The organism is Acinetobacter sp. FDAARGOS_724 (assembly GCF_013364475.1).
In the GTDB taxonomy this organism is placed as follows: Bacteria; Pseudomonadota; Gammaproteobacteria; order Pseudomonadales; family Moraxellaceae; genus Acinetobacter; species Acinetobacter variabilis.
In genome coordinates this window covers 511,351-533,108 of sequence record NZ_CP054908.1, presented here as the reverse complement: position 1 = coordinate 533,108, position 21,758 = coordinate 511,351, and the positions used below count along the sequence as shown (strand labels likewise).

General features: G+C 39.9%; 15 protein-coding genes and 4 pseudogenes. 8 read left to right on the top strand and 11 right to left on the bottom strand.

Going from position 1 to position 21,758, the window contains the following annotated elements:
- Nucleotides 1-5 precede the first annotated feature (5 nt).
- The 3 genes from FOC32_RS03905 to FOC32_RS03895 form a co-directional block, all read right to left on the bottom strand.
- Nucleotides 6-2,327 (bottom strand): fimbria/pilus outer membrane usher protein, encoded by a 2,322-nt coding sequence (locus FOC32_RS03905; protein ID WP_175966406.1) that lies wholly within the window; start codon nucleotides 2,325-2,327, stop codon nucleotides 6-8.
- A 4-nt stretch (nucleotides 2,328-2,331) separates the two neighbouring features.
- Complete coding sequence (locus tag FOC32_RS03900) at nucleotides 2,332-3,030, bottom strand: molecular chaperone (protein ID WP_004278365.1); 699 nt, start codon at nucleotides 3,028-3,030, stop codon at nucleotides 2,332-2,334.
- An 85-nt stretch (nucleotides 3,031-3,115) separates the two neighbouring features.
- Nucleotides 3,116-3,622, bottom strand: coding sequence for a hypothetical protein (locus FOC32_RS03895; protein WP_214001817.1), 507 nt, complete (start codon nucleotides 3,620-3,622; stop codon nucleotides 3,116-3,118).
- A 678-nt stretch (nucleotides 3,623-4,300) separates the two neighbouring features.
- On the opposite strand from FOC32_RS03895, the pseudogene FOC32_RS03890 reads away from it, so the two are divergent.
- The 3 genes and pseudogenes from FOC32_RS03890 to FOC32_RS03880 all read left to right on the top strand — a co-directional run.
- A pseudogene (locus FOC32_RS03890) lies at nucleotides 4,301-5,067 on the top strand (IS3-like element ISAba14 family transposase); the annotation flags it as partial.
- 92 nt (nucleotides 5,068-5,159) lie between these two features.
- Nucleotides 5,160-5,912 carry an IS5 family transposase gene (locus FOC32_RS03885; protein WP_004782589.1) on the top strand — a complete coding sequence of 251 codons (753 nt, stop codon included), beginning with the start codon at nucleotides 5,160-5,162 and terminating at the stop codon, nucleotides 5,910-5,912.
- Nucleotides 5,863-6,306: an integrase core domain-containing protein gene (locus FOC32_RS03880; RefSeq protein WP_261635283.1), complete on the top strand. Its 444-nt coding sequence runs from the start codon at nucleotides 5,863-5,865 to the stop codon at nucleotides 6,304-6,306. Before FOC32_RS03885 ends, FOC32_RS03880 begins: the two co-directional genes overlap by 50 nt.
- Before the next feature lie 149 nt (nucleotides 6,307-6,455).
- Here FOC32_RS03880 and FOC32_RS17240 read toward each other — a convergent pair.
- The 3 genes and pseudogenes from FOC32_RS17240 to FOC32_RS03870 form a co-directional block, all read right to left on the bottom strand.
- Nucleotides 6,456-6,754 (bottom strand): annotated as a pseudogene (locus tag FOC32_RS17240) (hypothetical protein); the annotation flags it as partial.
- Nucleotides 6,755-6,764: 10 nt separating this feature from the next.
- Nucleotides 6,765-8,063 (bottom strand): Y-family DNA polymerase, encoded by a 1,299-nt coding sequence (locus tag FOC32_RS03875; protein ID WP_005108359.1) that lies wholly within the window; start codon nucleotides 8,061-8,063, stop codon nucleotides 6,765-6,767.
- Nucleotides 8,064-8,086: 23 nt separating this feature from the next.
- On the bottom strand, nucleotides 8,087-8,590 hold the full coding sequence (locus FOC32_RS03870) for a LexA family protein (protein ID WP_034580556.1): 504 nt from the start codon (nucleotides 8,588-8,590) through the stop codon (nucleotides 8,087-8,089).
- 264 nt (nucleotides 8,591-8,854) lie between these two features.
- Here FOC32_RS03870 and ptsP point away from each other — a divergent pair, with 264 nt between their 5' ends.
- The 3 genes from ptsP to FOC32_RS03855 are packed head-to-tail and all read left to right on the top strand — an operon-like array spanning nucleotide 8,855 to nucleotide 14,345.
- Nucleotides 8,855-11,719, top strand: coding sequence for a phosphoenolpyruvate--protein phosphotransferase (gene ptsP / locus FOC32_RS03865; protein ID WP_005233291.1), 2,865 nt, complete (start codon nucleotides 8,855-8,857; stop codon nucleotides 11,717-11,719).
- Between the two features lie 6 nt (nucleotides 11,720-11,725).
- Nucleotides 11,726-12,658, top strand: a complete 933-nt coding sequence (pfkB, locus tag FOC32_RS03860; protein WP_004883949.1) for a 1-phosphofructokinase — start codon at nucleotides 11,726-11,728, stop codon at nucleotides 12,656-12,658.
- A 4-nt stretch (nucleotides 12,659-12,662) separates the two neighbouring features.
- Nucleotides 12,663-14,345 (top strand): fructose-specific PTS transporter subunit EIIC, encoded by a 1,683-nt coding sequence (locus FOC32_RS03855; protein ID WP_004883948.1) that lies wholly within the window; start codon nucleotides 12,663-12,665, stop codon nucleotides 14,343-14,345.
- A 29-nt stretch (nucleotides 14,346-14,374) separates the two neighbouring features.
- Here FOC32_RS03855 and FOC32_RS16970 read toward each other — a convergent pair.
- Nucleotides 14,375-14,610 (bottom strand): annotated as a pseudogene (locus FOC32_RS16970) (hypothetical protein); the annotation flags it as partial.
- A 247-nt stretch (nucleotides 14,611-14,857) separates the two neighbouring features.
- On the opposite strand from FOC32_RS16970, the gene FOC32_RS03850 reads away from it, so the two are divergent.
- Nucleotides 14,858-18,205 carry a DEAD/DEAH box helicase gene (locus FOC32_RS03850; RefSeq protein WP_005233294.1) on the top strand — a complete coding sequence of 1,116 codons (3,348 nt, stop codon included), beginning with the start codon at nucleotides 14,858-14,860 and terminating at the stop codon, nucleotides 18,203-18,205.
- A gap of 18 nt (nucleotides 18,206-18,223) precedes the next feature.
- On the opposite strand, the gene FOC32_RS03845 is transcribed toward FOC32_RS03850, so the two are convergent.
- Together FOC32_RS03845 and FOC32_RS03840 are read right to left on the bottom strand one after the other, a co-directional pair.
- On the bottom strand, nucleotides 18,224-19,513 hold the full coding sequence (locus tag FOC32_RS03845; protein WP_005233296.1) for a type II toxin-antitoxin system HipA family toxin: 1,290 nt from the start codon (nucleotides 19,511-19,513) through the stop codon (nucleotides 18,224-18,226).
- Complete coding sequence (locus FOC32_RS03840) at nucleotides 19,510-19,818, bottom strand: helix-turn-helix transcriptional regulator (RefSeq protein ID WP_004282130.1); 309 nt, start codon at nucleotides 19,816-19,818, stop codon at nucleotides 19,510-19,512. The genes FOC32_RS03845 and FOC32_RS03840 overlap by 4 nt, the downstream gene beginning before the upstream one ends.
- Nucleotides 19,819-20,198: 380 nt before the next feature.
- On the opposite strand from FOC32_RS03840, the pseudogene FOC32_RS03835 reads away from it, so the two are divergent.
- Nucleotides 20,199-20,828: pseudogene (locus FOC32_RS03835) on the top strand (aconitase family protein); the annotation flags it as partial.
- 4 nt (nucleotides 20,829-20,832) lie between these two features.
- On the opposite strand, the gene FOC32_RS16965 reads toward FOC32_RS03835, so the two are convergent.
- On the bottom strand, nucleotides 20,833-21,093 hold the full coding sequence (locus FOC32_RS16965) for a helix-turn-helix domain-containing protein (RefSeq protein WP_004647603.1): 261 nt from the start codon (nucleotides 21,091-21,093) through the stop codon (nucleotides 20,833-20,835).
- 284 nt (nucleotides 21,094-21,377) lie between these two features.
- Nucleotides 21,378-21,746, bottom strand: a complete 369-nt coding sequence (locus FOC32_RS03830) for an MbcA/ParS/Xre antitoxin family protein (RefSeq protein WP_005233302.1) — start codon at nucleotides 21,744-21,746, stop codon at nucleotides 21,378-21,380.
- Nucleotides 21,747-21,758: the final 12 nt, after the last annotated feature.

Below are 21,758 nucleotides of genomic sequence, written 5' to 3'. Positions count from 1 at the left end.
TTCACCTATTTACATAAAACATCCAAAATCTCGTGTTCCGGATCTTGGAATTGATTTTGCGAAACCACAACATTTGCTTGGCAAGTTTGACCTCCTTGTAAATTTACGAAAAATTTATATGCTGCTGCTTGGGTTGCATAGACATAAACCACTCCTTTACTGTCTACAAAATATGGTTCTTCAGTTTTATCGTTAACGACAACTTGAGCACCACGAATCAAAGGTTGCCTTTGCGCATCAATTAAACGAACTGCTATTCGCTTAGTTTGATAAATTGGGAAATTAACTTTATAGCCCCGCTGATCTAAACCAACTATTTTCTTCGAAGCATAATCAAAAGTTTCATCCATATTTAATTGGTTCTGATCAAAAGATAAGTCATATTGAATATATGGAATAATATTATGTACAAACATATATCCTTTCTGATTGGTCTTCCCAATCAAAGATGAAGAACGGTAAATATCTAAATCTGCATGATCACTTACATTTAACAAAGCAAATGAATTATTAACATATTTAGTTAAAGCAACCTGATTACCCAACCAAACCAATGCGCCATTAAAATTCACTTGACTTAATCGTCCATCACTATATTCATCATGCGAGAGCCTCAAATCACCAACATTTGTTTTCCACAGTCCGTATCCATTTAAATTAACCTCATTATCCATATGGTTAACACCCACGGTATAATCAAACCCTTCTTGACCAATTGTCGTTCGAGAATAGTTCAAACGGGTACTTTCATTTTGTGTATAATGATCCAAAGTTAGCCGACGTCGATCACCCCAATCATAGTTAAAGACAATATTAAATCCTGAATCGCTATCCCCACCAAAATCTTTAAAATATCCAAAAGCGACATCTAACTTCGGTGTCAATCTCTTACCTAAACTCAGATTAAGCACTTTACGATCATCAAGACTCACTTCATCATTGTTATAATAAGTCTGATCAATATAATTTAATCCTACACTATCCAAATAATTAAGATTTGTAAGAGTCAAATAAAATAGATTGGTCATTTTTTTATACGTTAGAGTATCCTCAAGATCTAAATACCTATATTCTTTTGAATATATTTGACTTTGCATACCCACAGACCACCAAGCAAAGTCACGACTTATTCCTAAAGAAGCTGCATAACCATTATTATCATCTGCGTTACTTCCTGATAATATCGTATCTAATAAAACATAATTCTTAATGGCTTGAGTCCACAATAAACTCACATTTTGGACTTTATCGCTATATAGCATATCCGTACCAAGCGTCGAGTAATTATTAATTCCGCTACGATATAAAAGCTTAGTAAAAAAATCTCGATAATCACTTTCCACTTCATCATATCCGTACCGAAGTTTACCTATAGAAATATTAAATTCATCCAACTTTGGCTTTAACAAACGGTTATTAATATATATAGGAAAATTTCGAACAGTCCGATTACCCAGAATATCTTCTACAACAATTTGTGCATTTCCTGATTTATTTAATAAACCACTGGTTGGTAGTGAATAATTTCCAGGTCCAACATTTTCTCGATACAGATTGACTCCATTCAAATATAAATCAACCGTTGAAGGTACTGCAGCACTCCCCTGTAATGTTGGGCTATTCCAGTACACAAAGTCTGGGCGTGCGATATAATTGGTTCCAAAACTAAGCCCACCAAAGCGAAATGAATTATTTAAACTGTTTAAAGATGTCGTGTTATCTCCTAATGTCAAACGCCAAAATTTATCAGGGAATTCTAATTCAAATACACTTTCAACCCTGAGAAATTTACTCTCAGTATCAAGAGGATTATTTCTATAAATAAATGAATTTTTAAATAACCAATAATCTTTAAAAATACCAAGCTCTGCTAAGGTATTAAACTCTTCTTCAACCTCATCACGTGAGTACAACAAGCTATAATTTAAAAATCCACCAAAGCTTGCTTTACTCGGCGTGTTGTACACAAAATTATTGCTCGAATTGGCGAAGTACTCAGCGGGAATGGTAATATTTAAGCTCTGGAGTGATGGATCTTCAGTGAAGGTAATGGAAGGGCTTGCCAAACTACAAAAATCTTTTTTAACACTGTCCTTTTCTAACTTTTCAACCACAATTCCAATATTTGATAATGCTGTACATTCAATAAATTTTTTTCCTAAACGATCAAAAGCAACACTTTCCACTCCATAGTCCACACCATTGACCCAAATATTGACAATGGCTGTGTTGAGCTGCTGGTCTGACGTTGGTGTAAGCACTTCAGCACTTAAGCTCACTTGGCTTACAGTAACAACCATAAATAAAAAAAAATTTCTTTTTATCATAGCATCACCCTTTGATCATAAATTCTAAGTATTTCTCATCATCTTCTGTTTTAATTTTAATTTTAATTTCACCATTAGTTTTAAAACCTTCTAATGGTATTTCAATAGTATTACCACCAAGCACATATTGGCTTAGTGCCATTTTGGTCATCGTTATACCTTTAGCATCTATAACCTGTAACTCAGTCAACTTAACATGAGAGCTCCCCTTATTTTCAACATAGATTATTTGTGATACATCTGCCTTTTTCAAATTAACTGAAAGTTTAGGGTCTGCTTGAGGTCCCACAAATAAAGGCAATGAAAAGTTAAATAAAAAGTTAATCGCTGTGTTTTCAGCAACTGGCGTTACTTCTTTAAAGATGACTCGCCACGTACCTTCAGTTGCCAATACTGGTGGCTGAGTAAATCCAACACGCACCAACTGCTTTGACTCAGGCTTAAGTTCAAAAATTTTAGGGTTAAATAAGATCGATTCATCTTCGATCAATATATCTTCACCTTTATTATCTTGAGACCACTTAAAAGCTAAAACCTCAAAAAGTTTTGATGTCGATAAACCCGTGCTTTCCACAACTACAGTTGTACTTTTTTGTCTTGTAGGGTCTTTAAGATACATTTGAATGGGACTAAATTGAATTCCAGCATGTGCAGTCAACGTCCAAACTACCCCCAAAAGAATAAAAATCAATGATCGAAACATATATCCACCTCTTATTCTTTTATGAAGAAAGAAGTTGGAGATGTGTTAAAACACCTCCAACTATGAGTATGAAGTTATCTAGGTGTTAGAATTTGACTTCGACCTTATATGTACCTTTGTAGGTACCAGCATAAGTCGACATTGCATCTAAACCTGCTGATGAAGCCTGAACAGTATATTCATGCTCTGTACCATCCCAATTAATTACTGTAGGACTGCTATAAGGACCACCAGCACCGGTTGTCGTTACAGCTACAGGAACAGTGCGACTTCCATTAGCTAAAGTCGTTGGCGCTGTAATTGCCAAGAAATAATTTGCATTGGTGCGAACTTGGAACTTTGTTGAGTCTGTATAACTGTTGGTTTTATCCAAAGTTAGTAGTGATTCATCAATATCAAGATCGCAGTGTTTTTCTACTACCAAATCAATATCAATCTTACCCTTACAATCACCTGAAGAACCACAACCATGATTTCCAGAATGGTGCCCACCGCCTGGGTGCCCACCACCGCCTGGTTTACCACCAGCATATGCTGCTGTCCCTAAACTTAAAACTAATGCTGACATCGTTACTTTGATTAATTTATTCATAGCAATTACTCCATTCTCTTTTAGAGATTTATTAGTATGCGCATCCAAGGTATTTATTAATAAAATCCAATTAATTTCACTTCCCCTAGGTGCTGACTCATTCTTATTCAAGTTGAGAAAAAAAGAACCTAATATCCCATATTCACATGACTTATCATGCAATATTATTTTTTGTAAAAATTAAAATTATGTAATTGTAATTTATTAAATATTTTTAATTTATTTATTTATTTTTATTTACTTTTCCTGTTTATCCCAAATTTTGGGGATTTTTTTCATATCCCTATTTTCAGGCATAACATATCTAATTATTTTTATTAACCTTAACCATATTAAAAATAATATAGACTGTTACATATTTCACCAAATATTTGTGAAATAGTTCAAAATAATTTTCAAACAAAACAATATTACGTGAATATTCAACTATATTAATAGTAAAGACCGATTAAATTTAAATTTTAAATAGAATCTCAAATGTATAATCACCACTTTCAGGTATGTCTTTTGAAACGCAATACAAGAATTACGTCACCAAATACTGAGCCTTTGTATTAAATTACAGGTTTTGAAACACGGCTTAGTTTCCAATGTTAAGCTTTAGAGATGGATCCGTAAATTTGAACAACTCCTATAAGTGATATTCTGCTCCTCAAATGATGTTATAAACATCAATATATGGAGTATTTTATGGCACGTAGACCAAGAAGAAATCATTCAAATGATTTTAAAGCTAAGGTAGCACTTGCTGCGATTAAAGCAGAAAAAACACTTGCTGAATTGAGTGCTGAATTTGATGTTCATCAAAACCAAATTATTGACTGGAAAAATCAATTGATCTCAGCTTCCTCGCAAGCTTTCGATCAATCAAAAGCTCCATCAGAACCCCCCATTGATCTTAAAAAGTTACATGCAAAAATCGGTGAGCAGGCATTAGAAATTGATTTTTTAGAAGGTGTGTTGAAGAAACTGGGCCGCTTCAACCACAAAAGTTAATCGACGACTCACTTCAGATTTCAGTATCTAAGCAAGCTAAGCTGCTGAAAGTCTCCCGTGGTTGTTATTATTATCGCCCAAAACCTGTTAGCTCATCAGATCTGAAGCTGATGCGATGTATTGATGAATTACATATGCAATATCCTTTTGCAGGCAGTCGTATGATGCGTGATTTGTTGAATCGTCAAGGGCATCATATAGGACGACGTCATACACGTACTTTAATGAAGAAAATGGGTATTCAGGCGTTATATTGCAAACCAAATTTAAGCCAGGCTAATCAAGCTCACCGTAAATATCCATATCTGCTCAAAGGGTTGGCTATTCAGCGCAGTAATCAAGTGTGGTCTACGGATATAACGTATATCCCTATGGCAAAAGGCTTTGTTTATTTATGTGCTGTGATTGATTGGCATAGCCGCAAGGTACTTGCGCATAGGGTATCGATTAGGGCGTGTTGAACATTGGGTATAAATTAATGGCAAAAAAAATAGCGAACGGTTAATCTTTAAGTTCTCACACAAAAAAGATATCGTTCGCTATGCCTCGCACCATGCTCAAAGATGAACACTGGACAAGACTGAAACCTATATTACTAGAACTTAATATCTATGACAAAGGAAATCTTAGACAAACGGTTGAAGGCGTGCTTTATCGCATGCGTGTTGGCTGTCCTTGGCGCGACTTACCCGAGTATTTTGGCAAGCCTAATACCATCTATAAAGCTTACCAGCGCTGGTTTCGCAGTAATAAGCTGATTGCATTATTTACGTTACTGATCAAAGACGCAGACCTTGAGTGGGTCTTTATCGATGGCACTCATATTAAAGCGCATCAGCACAGCAATGGAGGCAACGAGAACCTACAATCCATTAGCAAAAGTGTGGCAGGCCGCGCGACCAAGATTCACTTAGCAGTTGATGCTCATGGCAATCCGATTATCTTTCTTTTATCAGATGGCACAACCCACGATGTCAAAGTCGCACCTGATTTAATAGATAAGGTTAATTTGAGCGATACAGAGGTTTTATGTGCCGATAAAGGCTATGATTCTGATGCACTACGAGCCCATATTGAACAAGCAGGGACGCATAATAACATCCCTCGAAAACGAAACACTCAGTCTTCTAACGACCATATGGACTGGGACTTGTATAAAGCCAGGCATCTAGTAGAAAATGCTTTCGCTAAGCTAAAACAGTATAGGGCGGTTGCCACCAGATTTGATAAGCTCAAGCAGAGTTATGAAAATACGGTCGCTCTTGCTTGTGCTTATATCTGGCTCAAATTATGAATGTTCAACAGGCTCTAGTATGGATGTGGATTTTTGTATTTCGGTTTTAAATGAAGCGATTGAAAAATATGGATCACCTGAAATATTGAATACAGACCAAGGCAGTCAGTTCACCAGTGATGCATTTATTGATGTATTGAAATCAAATGGCATTCAAATCAGTATGGATGGTAAAGGTCGATGGGTAGATAATGTGATGGTTGAACGATTATGGCGGAGCGTTAAATATGAAGAGGTGTATCTCAAAGCTTATAGCAGTGTCACAGATGCGAAAAAGCAATTAAGTGCATATTTTGAGTTTTATAATTTGAAACGACCTCATTCGAGTCTAGACAAAATGACACCAAATGAGTTTTACTATGATCAGCTACCCCAACAAAACAAGGTGGCTTAACTAGAGCGGAATATCACTTATAAATACGCTTTTAGTTGTTCAAACAAGTGGGACCACCTCTCTAGTATTTACATGCCTATGAAGAATATTTAATCCAATATTAACCAGGAATATCTATTTAAATACAAATAGAACAGTGGGTTAATTTTTTAAAAAAGTCGCTCTTGGTGTAATACAGTCATAGGCTTATGTAGGGTAGCAGGTGATATGTCATCTAACTCATTAAGCTGAACAGATCGTGGGCGGCCAATACACGCTAAGCAAAACTAAAATTGCAGAGCATGACCATCTTTTACTGAATAGAGCTGCAGACGAGGAAAATCCTCTAGAGTCGATGGATATTTATCTATTGATGATTTTACTAATTTGAAAAGTTGAGGCTGTTGTTTAACATCTAACTTTTTTGCAAATCTTGTCCAAGTAAGTGCCAAAATTTGGCAGGAAATAAATCATTCAAATTATTTCACATTCAATAATTGATCCCACTTGAAGTAGTTTTGAGTTAGCCGATCTCTTGACATGTTCCAGGTTCTATTCGGTAACGTACTTGCTCCTAAAGCCAGCTTGGTTTTGCCAAACTTATGATGGATTTCCTCAAGTGAATCCATCAGGTTATTGTCTAAGCTTATTTGCTTCATGTCAGTGAACAGGTCATAAATATGGGAAGCTTTAGGCTCCAGGCACGTCAAGATCACGCCACATTTCTTAAAGGCAATATCTTTGGTATACAAGTCATCAATCATCGTGGTAGCAATTTTAGAGAACACTAACAGGTTGTCAGTAGGTTCTTGTAAAGTCACTGCAGCTGACTTGCTGTAATAAGGTCTATACGTGTCAAACGGGTTAGATTGTACGAAGCCAATTATATAACCACACAATAAATTTTCACCTCTTAAACGAGTAACTGCATCTTGCACATAGAGGCTCATAGCTTCTTTTAAGTCGTCAATATGGTAAATCCTTTGTCCAAAAGAACGGCTTGCAACAATCTGCTTTTTTGGTGCCCGCGTATGCTCTAGCTCTATACATGAAACACCCTGCAATTCCAGTAATGTCCTATGCATGACGATAGAAAACTGATCTCTGATCATCAGAGGCGAAGCCATAATGAAATCCATGACTGAGTGTATCCCCATGCTGTTGAGCTTTTGGCTGTGCTTCCTGCCAACTCCCCAGATTTCACTCACTTCTATAGCTTGGTACAGATCTTCAGCAGAGCAAGGATCCATTGAAACTAGGTTGCATACACCGTTCAGATAAACATTCTTTTTCGCAATGTGGTTTGCTAGTTTTGCTTCTGTCTTAGATCTGCCAATGCCAATACATACTGGTAAACCAAGCCAAGAAAAAATACGCTGACGAATGTGCTGGGTATAGTCAGTTAAGTCGTAATTTCCCGCATGGGCTGTCAGATCGAGAAAACATTCATCAATAGAGTAAATCTCCTGTTCTTTAGGAGAAACAAAGTCGGACAGGACTTTCATGAATCTGCGTGACATCTCTGCATACAGGGCATAATTGCTAGAAAGCACTTGGACCTGATGCTGTTCAACGATGTCCTTGATCTGAAATAGAGGAACACCCATCTTAATGCCTAGGTCCTTGGCCTCTTGAGAGCGGGCTACAGCGCAGCCATCATTATTAGACAGGACAATTACTGGTTTATCTTTTAGACCAGGGTTAAAGATGCGCTCACAACTCACATAGCAATTATTAATGTCTACTAAAGCGTAGATTTTCTGAGAATATATGGTCATTGGGCAGGAAACCAATAAAGAAATTAACGATTTCTAAATGACTTAATGACAAAAGTAACCACACCCCAAATCACCATTTCCTGGCCATCTTGCAGATGAATGTCTGAGCAATCTGGATTTTCAGCTTTAAGCCAACGATAATTATTTTCGATCATTAAGCGTTTTACAGTGAAATCATTGTCGATCAGTGCAATCACGATGTCTTCATGTTTGGCGTCAATACTTCGGTCTACAATCAGTTCATCATCAATCTCAATACCTGCATCTCGCATAGAAAGTGAAGCGACTTTCACCACAAAGGTTGCTGCTTCATTTCTAATCAAGTGTTCATTCATGTCTAGAGTTTTATCTACATAGTCTTGGGCAGGGGATGGAAAGCCAGCAGCGATTTTCTCAGCGGCTAAAGGAATTTTCATGTAGGTGGATGACTCTACAACAGAGATTGAAGCAATATCATTAAAGCACGGTGAACCGTACCGGGTTTGTCGGAGACCAAACTTTCTGAGATGAGACGCATTGCTTCTCAAGACGTAGCGAAGCGTAGTGATCCGATGAAAAAAGTAAAATATACCCCCTGAAATCAGATAGAGCGGTTCAATTAGAACTAAACCCAACTATCGCAACACTGAGCTCTGGAGAATCTCGTCGTTTCTTAATTGCGTCGTAATGATGATCATGAAGATAAAATCAAAAAATACAGATTTTTGTGTAAATCCTGAGTAGAATTCGACTTATTTTTTCTGCAGTAAAAAAGCATGGCTTCTCACTATGCTGCTTTGCAAGGACGTTTTATGCTCGCGCTAGATATACAACATGTTCGAATGAAACAACACGCCACTGATAAGGCACAAGCGTTGCAATGTCTAGTCGATATCTTAGTCGAAGACCAATTGGTTACACCTGATTATATTCATGGGTTGACCGTGCGCGAACAACAAAGTGCAACGTATTTAGGGCAAGGAATTGCCATTCCGCATGGGACGCCTCAGTCTCGCCAATGTATTTTAAAAACTGGTATTCGTCTGGCACACTTTCCTGAAGGAGTTGTTTGGGACGGTGAAAATAAAATTTATTTAGCAGTGGTGATTGCTGCGAAATCAGATGAGCATTTGCAAGTCTTACAAATTTTGACGCGAGCTTTAATTAATGATGTCGCTGATCAAGTGAAACAGGCTCAATCTGCAGAGCAAATTATCGCATTATTACAAGCCCAACCCGCATCTTTGGCATTGCATGAAAATTTAATCGCCACCCAAGTTCCCGCACTTGATGTAGAAGATTTAATTTGGCAGGCAACACAGTTGCTGAAACAGCAAAAAATGGTGGAGTGTGGTTTTCTGTCGGGTTTAAACCTAAACAGCATGATTCATTTAGGGGAGGGGGTCTGGTCGATCACTTCTAACCAGCATGTTTTGAGCCCAGCTGTAAGTTTGGTAAAAGCGGAACAGGTTTTAAGCCATCAGCAGGAAATGCTCAAGACTTTGGTGTGTATTGCCAGTAATGAGCAACTGGATATGCAACGGTTTCAACGGTTAATGGATATTTTGTTTGATACTGAACAAGTTCATACCCTCAACCAAGAGCAAGATAGTCACCAGTTGGCGCAGTTAATTGGTGCTGAACTGATTCCTGATTGGCCATCTCGTCGTATTGTCTTAGCTAACGCTCATGGTCTACATGCACGTCCCGCGACACACTTGGTCAATATGACCAAGAAATTTGCAGGGGATATTCTCGTTGCTGTAGATGAGGGGGCTTACGTTTCGGCAAAAAGTTTAACCAAATTATTAGCCATGGGGTGTCGTCGTGGTCAAACTCTGACTTTTATTGCACAACCCGATACCGATGCTGTAGCAGGCTTAGAACAGATTATTGATGCAGTTCAACAAGGTTTAGGAGAAGAAGTTGAAGCTGTTGACCTTGTATCTCATCAGCATAGCAGTAGTGCCCCAGTCGTAAATAATTTGGAATTAATGCCTTTTGAATCACATGGCGATACGGGTAGCTGCGGTATTGCGGCATCAACTGGCCTTGCTTTTGGTCCTGCACATGTGGTGAAGCCACATGAATTTAGTTATGAACGTCGCGGACAGAGTTTTAAAGCTGAGAATGAAAAGCTTGAAATTGCACTTCATCAGGTGAAAAATAACTTACGTCAATTCATTGCACATACTGAATCTACTGCCATTAAGCAGATATTCATGGCACATTTGGAAATGCTGGATGATCCAGACCTCCTCCAAAGTGTACAACGCGGTTTAAAGCAAGGGTTGTCTGCTGCAGCAGCTTGGCATGATCATATTGAAGTGGCTGCTACCGCACAGGCTGCACTTAGCGATCGTTTACTGGCAGAGCGTGCGGCTGATTTAAGGGATATTGGTGAGCGTGTTTTGGCTGCTTTGTGCGGTGTGGCCGATGTCACAGAACCCGAGCAACCTTATATCTTAATTATGCATGATGTTGGCCCGAGTGATGTAGCGCGTCTGAATAAAGATCGTGTTGCAGGCATTTTGACCGCGGTTGGTGGAGCGAGTGCCCATAGTGCTATTGTGGCACGTGCTCTGGCTATTCCAGCAGTCGTAGGTGCGGGTGTAGCTGTTTTAAATATTGAGAACCATGCCACAGTGCTAATTAATGGGGATAGTGGTGAGTATGTGGTCTCACCCGAGCAAAATCAGATTGATCATGCCATTGCAGAGCGCCAACGCCAGCGTGAGTTGCGAGAACAAGCGGAACAGCATTGTTTAGAACCTGCCATCACACTGGATCAACATCAAGTTGAAATCGCAGCCAATATTGGCAAAGTGGGCGCTACGATACAGGCTGTGGCCGATGGGGCAGAAGCAATTGGTTTGCTACGCACAGAATTGGTCTTTATGTCACACAGCAGTGCGCCTGATGAGGCTACACAGGAAGCCGATTATCGGGTGGTGTTAGATGCTTTGGCGGATCGTCCATTAGTGGTACGTACACTTGATGTGGGCGGGGACAAACCTTTGCCGTATTTGCCTATTGAAAAGGAAGAAAATCCATTCTTGGGCTTACGTGGTATTCGTCTGACTTTACGTAAGCCAGAGTTGTTACGTCAGCAATTGGTTGCTTTACTTAAAGCAGCAGATAATCGCCCATTAAGAATTATGTTTCCGATGATTGGGCGGGTTGAAGAATGGCGAGCGGCAAAAGCAATTTTGGATGAGGTTCGCATACAGCATCCATGTGAAAACTTACAAGTCGGTATTATGATTGAGGTTCCTGCGGCAGCATTGTTGGCTCCAATTCTTGCTCAAGAAGTTGATTTTTTTAGTATTGGAACCAATGACTTGACTCAATATACTCTGGCGATTGACCGTGGTCATCCACTGTTGTCTGCTGAAGCTGATGGTTTACATCCGAGTATTTTGTTATTGATTGATCAAACTGTTCGGGCAGCACATCAGCATGGTAAATGGGTGGGCATTTGTGGTGAATTGGCTGCTGATCCAAAAGCTGTGCCTGTATTGATAGGCTTGGGCGTGGATGAGTTGAGTATGTCGAGTACCAGTATTCCATTGGTGAAGGCGCAAATTCGTGGTTTGAACTATATAAATTGCCAACAGGTCGCTCAGCAAGCCTTAAGTTGTGACAGTGCAACTGCCGTACGTGCATTGGTGGAGTAATTACGAATGGCTAAGATATTAAGCATTACTCTGAATCCTGCAATTGACCTCACCGTGCAATTGGATCAACTAAAAGTTGGCGAGGTCAATCGTCAGTTAACGGCCCAAAGCCATGCAGCAGGTAAAGGCTTAAACGTGGCACAGGTCCTTAAGGATTTGGGACATGAACTGATTGTGAGTGGCTTTTTGGGGCAAGACAACCGTCAAATTTTTGACCATCATATCCAGCAAGAGCAATTTGATAACCAATTTATTTATGTTGCAGGTGAAACACGACAAAACATTAAAGTTGCAGAAGCTTCTGGTCAGATGACTGACATCAATGGCAAGGGCTTTTTTGTAGATACCTCAGCAAAACAACAACTATGTGAACGTTTATCTCAACTGATTTTAGAAGTTGATGTGATTGTGATTGCTGGCAGTTTGCCACAAGGGTTTTCTGCAGAAGAGCTTTCGACACTGATTCTATGGTTACAGTCTGCTGGTAAAAAAGTCGCAGTAGATACCAGTGGTGTTGCGTTGAAAGCAGCAATTGCTGCCCATCCTTGGTTGATTAAGCCTAATACAGATGAGTTGACGGAAACCTACCATTTGCCAGCAGAAACGTTTGCAGAACAGCAGCATCTTTTTGCCAGTTTAAATAGTCAGATCGAACATATTGTGGTCTCGATGGGTGAAAACGGAGTGAACTGGCTTCACCGCACGCAACCCCTGCATGCTACTGCACCGAAAGTCACCGTCCAAAGTACGGTGGGTGCGGGAGATTCCTTGCTGGCAGGTATGATTCATGGCTTGTTGAGTTCAACTTCCCCAGAAGAAACATTGAAAACAGCAACCGCAATTGCGAGCAACGCTGTGACCCAAATTGGGTTTGCCCTTCCAGACTTTGCTGTTATTGAAGATTTGAAATCGCAAATCTCAGTCCAATCATTGAGTTAATACGATGCAAGAGATAAAACATATTTTATTTGTGCCACATAGTCCCGAGCAGCCGATTAATGCAGTGATTTTGGCCAAAAAACTCTCCAAAGCAGCGACAGCACTTGGTATTTCCAATGATGTGGCGACATCAGTCGAGCATCTCGATTTATCAAATGTTATTGATACAGTTGTTTTTGTTGGACAGAAGTCGGTAGATGCGGATCAACTGCGTGACAAGGTTGTGAAAGTCATTGGTTTGAATAACGCACAACACGATGCGATCATGCTTTTGCAACAAGTTCTTGAGCATTCAGATGCTTTAGATGAAACTACTGCAGCCAATGTAGGGATTACACGGTTTGTCGCCATTACAGCATGTCCAACTGGTGTTGCGCATACGTTTATGGCGGCCGAAGCCTTACAACAGGGTGCAGTAAAGCACGGTTATCAGATTGATGTTGAAACCCAAGGATCGGTTGGGGCTAAAAATATTTTATCGGCAGAAAGTATTGCCAAAGCAGATGTGGTGATCTTAGCAACGGATATTGAGGTCAATACAGATCGCTTTGTAGGCAAACGTGTATATCGCTGCAGTACAGGATTTGCCCTTAAGCAAACGGATAAGACTTTTGCAAATGCAATTGCTGAGGCCAAAGTGCTTGAAACGGGTAAGCAAACAGCCACTAAGACAGAAAATGAAAACAAAGAAAAAACTGGAATTTATAAACACCTTTTAACAGGGGTATCTTTCATGCTGCCGATGGTGGTGGCGGGCGGTTTGATCATTGCCATCTCGTTTATGTTTGGCCTCAATCCTGTTGAAGGAAGCTTTGCCGCATCCTTAAAGCAAATAGGTGCTGCAGCATTTACTCTTATGGTACCTATGCTGGCAGGTTACATTGCTTATTCTATTGCGGATCGTCCGGGTTTAACTCCAGGTTTGATTGGCGGTTTACTTGCCACACAATTAGAGGCAGGCTTTCTCGGTGGATTAGTTGCAGGTTTTATTGCAGGTTATATTGCGTTATTTTTATCGAAGCAGCTTAAACTCCCAAGTAGCTTAGAAGCATTAAAACCAATATTGATTATTCCACTATTGGCCAGTTTAGCTGTTGGTTTAATCATGATTTATGTGGTTGGACAGCCTGTTGCACAATTGTTTGAATTACTCACACACTTCCTTGCCAATATGGGGACGACCAATGCCATGATCATGGGGATTATCCTTGGGAGTATGATGTGTATTGATGTTGGAGGGCCAATAAATAAAGCGGCTTATGCCTTTACGGTGGGCTTACTTACGTCACAAACATACGGACCGATGGCGATTACCATGGCTGCGGGTATGGTACCGCCATTGGGTATGGCAATTGCAACTTTTCTGGCAAAGTATAAATTTACCAAACCTGAGCAAGATGCAGGGAAGGCTGCTGTAGTTCTGGGCCTATGTTTCATTTCGGAAGGTGCTATTCCGTTTGCTGCCAAAGACCCGATTCGAGTGCTTCCATGCGCGATCGCAGGTGGTGCTGTAACTGGGGCTTTGGTTGCATTATTTAAATGTGAACTAGTCACTCCGCATGGCGGTGTAATGGTGCTGATCATTCCGAATGCGATGAATTATCCATTAAAATATTTATTGGCGATTGCGATTGGAAGTGTGGTGACTGGTGTAGCTTATGCCGTGATAAAACAACGGTTAGAATAAGCCCTTCATAGAAGCTTTGTGAAAGCTATTTAGTGCAATAAATGAATATTATGCTCAATCCAATTTGGATCAGTTGGAGAGTCTCTGCTTGAATTTGTCCAGGTAGTAGGTCATGAGCGATATTGCTGAACCGGATTGCAACCTTACAAATCGAGCCAATAATTTCATCAACTTCTTGGACACAAAGTTCCGCTTCCTGAGTACCAAGTTTCACAAGAGCTTGTCGAGGAATATTCAGTGCCTCACCCATGATATCCATTTGATGTGCAGGAAAGTTCTAAACCTCTACTGATCGCTTCTGCACTGTATTCAAAGGCGATTAATGGCCGACCTGTGATTGCGGTTGAGGAGACCAATGTACCCCAAAGCCAATATTCACCCCATCCATTGTAGTAAACATTAAGTTTTTGAGCATGGATTTATTTCCTTTTGATACGTTGGCGAGCACTACTGTTCTGAAATGACAGCTTTGTCCGTTATAATTGTATAAACATTTTTGGTTTCTGGTAATTATGTCCTCATTGATCAATTTTCTATCTCGCTTTAGTACTGCAACTCTTCAGCGCAGTCTGAGCTATGCTAAACACATTGATAGGGAAACGATTGAATTCTTTGAGGACAAAGACGGGGTTACGATGTATGCCCAAATTGAAGGGACAGATTATTACGATACTGCAATTACCTATAATCCCCAAAAAGACCGTTTAATCGATGACGATTGCACTTGTCCGGTTGGATATAACTGTAAACATGCTGCTGCTTTAGCGCGGTTATTCTTTCAAGAATATCGTCAGGAATTTCAGCAGCGTTATGCTGACTCTCAATCCCCGCAGGGAATCGCAAAACGCCAACGGGGGGATGATCAGGCGCAGCGCTGGTTGAATGATTTTAAACGGTATTTACAACAGACTGAACCAGAGCAATCTGTCAAAACAAACAATTATTTAATTTACCTGCTAGATCAGTCTGTCAGCTTAAAGAAATTGACAGTTGATGTTCAGAAGGCCAGACGCAATAAAAATGGCTCAATTGCGGGGGAAAGTTATTATACCCAATATGAAAATATCACCAGAAAGCATCTGACTTTACCTGAACAAAAACGACAATTATTTAACCAGATTTATTATTATGCCAAAATAAACAGTGACGAACGCTTTTATCAAAGCAATCTCGATATCTCCAGCATTTTATTGGAGCATTTCAAATCTTTTATTCAAAGTGGCGATGTGTACTGGCAAAAAAAGAGCCATACTGCACTTCAATGGTCAGAACAAGGCTACAACATCGAATTTAGATGGGAACAAGGGGCTAAACAACAGACAGAGCATTTAAACATTGAATTGGTCAATGGTGATATTCGACTCGATTTGAAATTAAATCCACATATTCAGATTCTCGCGAGCCAGCCACCGTGTTATGTGGATATTCAACAGAACACGGTGGGCCAGTTATATGGTGAATATACGGCAAATCTTCTGTACCATTTTTTACAGATGCCTGATCTTCCATCTATGCTCTTGCCAGAGTTTGAGAAACTGACTCATCAATATTCAGACGTGAAAAATCTACCTCAGCCCGAGTCTATTCAGCATATTGATGTCCTTGAGGGAAGTCCCCAGCCAATTTTACGCTTCGGTGTTTTAGATAAATTTGATTGGAAATGGGAAGAGTCTGTTTGTGCCGAAATTGAATTCTCCTATGTAGGCGGACGAATAAAAGCAGGTACATCAGGTGACAGTTTTATTGGTGAGCAGCATGGCAAAATGGTGCGACAGCTTCGGAACTTAGTTCAGGAACAACAGTCAATCCAGCGTTTACAGCTATTGGTCGAATCACTGAAGTGGGTGAAAGATCTTAATTATTACCAGCAATTAAAACTGGATAAACAACGTCTTGATTCTATGGTTTTTGCGTTCTATGGAGACTGGATCAAACAGCTGATGCCCATCAATCAAATTGAATTGATTGGATGGCAGATAGAGCATCTGGAACACAGCCCATTTAAGCTGCAATATGTTGAAAATTTAAATATTTCCATCACTGAATCTGAAAGCCAACAAGACTGGTTCAATATCGGGGCGACCGTTCAGGACAGTGCAGGCAATAGCTATGATTTACTCGATGCACTTGTGGCTTTGGTGAAAGAACAGCCTGATTTACTTGATCCACGGATTTTTGGTCATCTGAATGACAGTCACATTTTCACCCTGAAAACTGCAGCGGATCAACCAGATTTGGCTTTATCCGCAAAGGACATTAAGCCGGTATTGTTGCATCTGCAGAGCATTTTACAGCAAGAAGAGCGTAGCATAGATCGCTATGATGCGAGTCAACTATTAGAATTACAACATCATCTGGGGATGGTGTGGCAGGTCAGTAATCGCCTGCAGCAATTTGCGCAGAAATTCAAACAAGGCTATCAGCAACAACTGCCGACACCACAAGGTTTTCAGGGGGAATTACGTCCATACCAGCAGCAGGGCCTAGGCTGGTTACAGTTTTTAAGGGAAACCCAGCATGGCGGGATTCTGGCGGATGATATGGGTTTGGGTAAAACAGCACAAACTTTAGCCCACTTACTCATGGAAAAGCAGGCTGGTCATTTGCAGGACAGACCCGCCTTAATTGTTGCACCCACATCGCTGATGCATAACTGGTTCAAAGAAGCGGAAAAATTTACCCCTGAGCTCAAGGTACTGCTGCTACAAGGCCCCGACCGCCATCAGTATTTTGAGCAGATTTCACACTATGATATTGTGTTAACCACCTACCCGCTCTTGGCGAGAGATGAAGAGCAACTGAAGCAATATGAATATCATCAACTCATTCTGGATGAAGCGCAGAATATTAAAAATCCGCGTGCCAAAGCTGCACAGGTAGTACGGCAATTAACAGCGCGACATCGTCTATGTCTAACTGGTACACCTATGGAAAATCATTTGGGTGAGCTGTGGGCACTATTTTATTTTCTAATGCCAGGATTTTTATATTCACAAGAAATCTTTAATAAAAAGTACCGCTATCCTATTGAAAAACGCGGTGATCAGCAGTTAAGGCAAAAGTTGGTAAACCGCATTAAACCCTTTATTTTACGTCGCTTGAAAACTGACGTTGCCAAGGAATTGCCTGAAAAAACCACGATTGAAGTCAATATTGACATGAATGAGCAGCAATCCAAGCTATACGAGGCTGTTCGCGCCACGATGCAGGCAAATATTCAGAAAATTGTGGCAGAAAAAGGCTTTAAGCGTAGTCAAATCCAAATTTTAGATGCCTTGCTGAAGCTGCGTCAGGTCTGTTGTCATCCTAGCTTGCTGAAACTGGATTCAGTTAAAACCGGGCAGGCGTATTCTGCCAAACTTGAACAGTTGATGGATATGGTTGTTCCAATGGTGGAAGAGGGACGAAAAATTCTTATTTTCTCTCAGTTTACCTCAATGTTGGAACTGATTGAACAACAGCTCCATCACGCAGAAATTGGCTATGTGAAGCTGACTGGAAAGACCAAAAAGCGAGATGAAGTCATTACAGCATTTCAGTCTGGACAAGTGCCGGTATTTTTAATCAGTCTGAAAGCAGGAGGGGTTGGTCTGAATCTAACTGCCGCAGATACGGTCATTCACTATGATCCATGGTGGAACCCTGCTGCTGAAGATCAAGCTTCAGATCGTGCATGGCGGATTGGACAGGACAAGCCGGTATTTGTGTATAAGCTGATTACCAATAAAAGCATAGAAGAAAAAATTATTGCCTTGCAGCAGAATAAAGCAGAACTGGCACAGTCTATTCTAAGCACAGATCATGAGGGAGAAGTGAAACTGACGGAAAATGATGTGATGAAATTGTTTGAGAAATTTTAGCTTGGTTACAGGTTTCCTCTAATCATCTGTAAGTATCTGAAAGTCTGGATGCAATTTTTTCCAATGTTCTCTTAATTTTTCTTTATGAACAGAAAACATAGGTAAGTCTAGTAATAGCACTTGCCATACTGACCGTGCTTTGTCCATGATCGCGTGAAGTTGTTTTTCAATAACACGCCATGGAACACCGACTTTTTCAGCCCATTGTTCAAAGTGTTTCATCTCAGCTAAATACCAATCTTTATTTTTGGCAAGATTCAATGCGAAATGAAGCTCATTTTCAATATATACACTAGTCATCAATATATCGTATGCGGGAGATAATCTTGGTGTTCTTTTGTCCTGATAAATCATACTCCAGTTTTTTAAGTGTGCATCTCCATTGGCGAGCAAAATGTTGACAAGTAAGTGGCTGGCAACTTGCTGAATATCAAGAATTTTGTTATATGAAAATTGATAAATGATCTTTCCTATCTGCTCATAATTTGTGGTGCTGTATTTCTGCTGTGGATATGCACCGAAGATCTGAGCAAAGTCTTCGATGTGAATAAGCTCTGTAGTATCAGCAGTACTCTGTCTATCAAATCTTTTGATTGCAAAAGCATATTGCTCTTGGGGTAAATTTAATGGTGGAAGGTTTTGTAAGAGTGCCATATCCACCAAGCGAATCTCAGAGACATCTATTCCGACCATTTTGGCAAGGCTCATCATAGGATATTCATTTAGCGGAACAAAAGCATGTCTGGAAGAAGGAGTTTTGACAATCCAGTCCCCGTGTAGAGACGATTCCGTTGCCTGGACTAGTGTAAAACGCCCATCTTTGGCTTTCATGGAAAACTTCATTTGGACGCCGGCCAAGGAAAACTTATTATCTGTTCGGATCTCCTGTTTTAAGATCTGATCTGGATTAGAGATCTGCAGTTTGAATTTTATTTCATCTGGAATTTCTTCTGGATCTAATGGAGTCGCAATGAGTGCTCCAGGTAAATCATGACCTAAAGCTGCCAATAACTGAAATTCATTGTCTATATGTACTTTGAGGCTTTGTGCAATCAGTTCGCGTAATGCACCTTCTGGTAGCAAGTTTGATAGCAAGGGATGTAAACGCTGATGTGTAACATAGGTCTTTTCTAAAATCCTATCCACTTGAGGATACAAGGGGGAAGTCAGCAGGCTCAAGGTCGGGCGTTGCTGATCAGAGCGGAAGGAATCTGTAAAAACCAGAATATTTTTTCCGCTCTGAAATCCTGCCAAGTATCCAACGATACCGTGATGTAATGTTAATTTCAGGACGGCAACAGTATTCATGGTTCCTCTCCTCCGAGAAGACCCTTCCATGGGTTAGTCATTAAGTCATCCTGATCTTCAATAGTGACTTTAATTTCATCATTCAATAATTGTCTGATCAAATGAACCTTATCATCAGGAATGAGCATCAGTTGAGCATTTAATCCTGCCGCTATAATTTCTAAGGTCTCTAATCGAGGGTTGCCCTGACTTTCCAGTTTTTGGTACTGCTGTCTTGAAATGCCTGTACGGGATTGCATATCAACTTGCTTTAAGCCCAATTGGGTTCGTCTTTTTTTGATTTGCTGAAGTAAAGACTTATTCATTGTAGATACATTTATTGCTTTTAGGTCCTGTAAGAAACATATTAGTTTCTTTTTTTTGAAAAGCAATTTATGACTTTATCATTTCGATCTGTAAAAGCCCTAGCTACGTAGTGATCTGAAATCACTCTGAAAATACAGTTAAAATACGCGGTTCAATTTACCTTAATCTCCTTACGTAATTGGCAGCCAGATCTGAACTGTTGGCAACTCTCTGGCAAAATTTCCTGGCAGCTCTGCATTTAACTACCTAGCGCAATCTGATAATAAATAATAACAAACCCGCCGTGCAGTTAGCATACAGTAAGTAAAGGAATGGTTGACTGTGATCATAAAAATAGCATATCAAGCCGGAGGGAAACTAGACGGCTAAGTATAGTAATATCAATAGTTTTAATACTTTAGAAACATTAACCGTCGGTTCAGAACACTATCAGATTTTCAACCTGTCTAAATTGCAAGTGCAGTTAGGTGACCTGTCCCAACTACCAAAATCTTTAAAAGTCTTGCTGGAAAATTTACTACGTTTTGAAGATCAGCTCACGGTGAAAACCGAGCATATTCATGCCTTGGCAGGATGGCTTAACGATCGAACTTCAGAACAGGAAATCCAGTATCGTCCGGCACGGGTCCTGATGCAGGATTTTACCGGTGTTCCTGCAGTGGTTGATCTTGCTGCAATGCGTGCAGCAGTGGCCAAAGCCGGTGGTGATCCGGAAAAAATTAATCCGTTGTCACCGGTGGATTTAGTCATCGATCACTGGGTGATGATCGATTACTTTGCTAGCCCGCAAGCTTTTGACTAGAATATCGCCATTGAGATGCAACGCAATGGCGAGCGCTACCAGTTTCTACGTTGGGGGCAGGCGGCGCTCAATCAGTTTCGCGTGGTGCCGCCAGGAACCGGAATTTGCCATCAGGTCAATCTGGAATATCTGGCACAAGTGGTCTGGAGCAATGAGGTCGATGGGCAGGGCTTTGCCTTTTCTGATACCTTATTCGGTACCGATTCACAATTTATTCATCATATTCTGAAAATATTTCTTCAATTTCATCCCACTGCGGCAATTTATGCTTTTTTTTATTCACTTCGAATTGTAAACCAACACCATCAAGCACACGTTCAAATATGTCAAATGAACCTGTAAAATGGCCATTTTCCATCTCTGAAATTGTTGTTTTATTGACTTGAGTTTTTTCTGCAAGGCTTTTCTGTGTATAGCCTAACCCTTTTCTTGCCAAACGTATTTCTTTACCTATTTCACCTCGTGTAGCCATTTTTTTCTCCCGAAATTTGTTAGCCATATAGCAAACTTTTAACTAATTATGGTTAATATTCGCTATATAGCAAACTTTTATAATGATTCTTGAATAGCTAAATTGAACTTATAAGATTCAATTTAGCCTCAAATTAGGTTAATAGAATCCATATATGTATGGTAGTTCTCAATAATGAGGCAGTTGTATACCTCTTGAGAAGAGAAACTTCTTATACCTTGAATTTGAATTATTAGACAAAATTATGACTTTTAATTTTCTGTGTAATGAAGCTTTATATATTCTTAATATTTACCCTGAAGCCGAAGTCCTTCGACTACGTTTAATACAGTAGCTAATCCCTGAGTAGTCTGAATCTGTTTTATCGGAATGCCTTTGGTTAGCTTATTTGGTGACTTCATAAAATGCTGCATCCATTTAGCCTCTCCACCTGTTAGAGCATCTAGTGATATCGCAATACGAATTAAAATAATTGCGAGTTCTCCTTGACTTGAATCGGGATCTAACTGAAGCGAATTTAAAGTTTCCACTGAATCTAAATTGATAACGATAGCAAGCTGGTCCAGTGTCAAACCAAGTTGTTTTGCAGATGATAAAACAGCTTTAGTTAATACCTTTTTTTGTTTTGCAATTTTTTCTGACGTTTTATGCATGACTGATCTCAG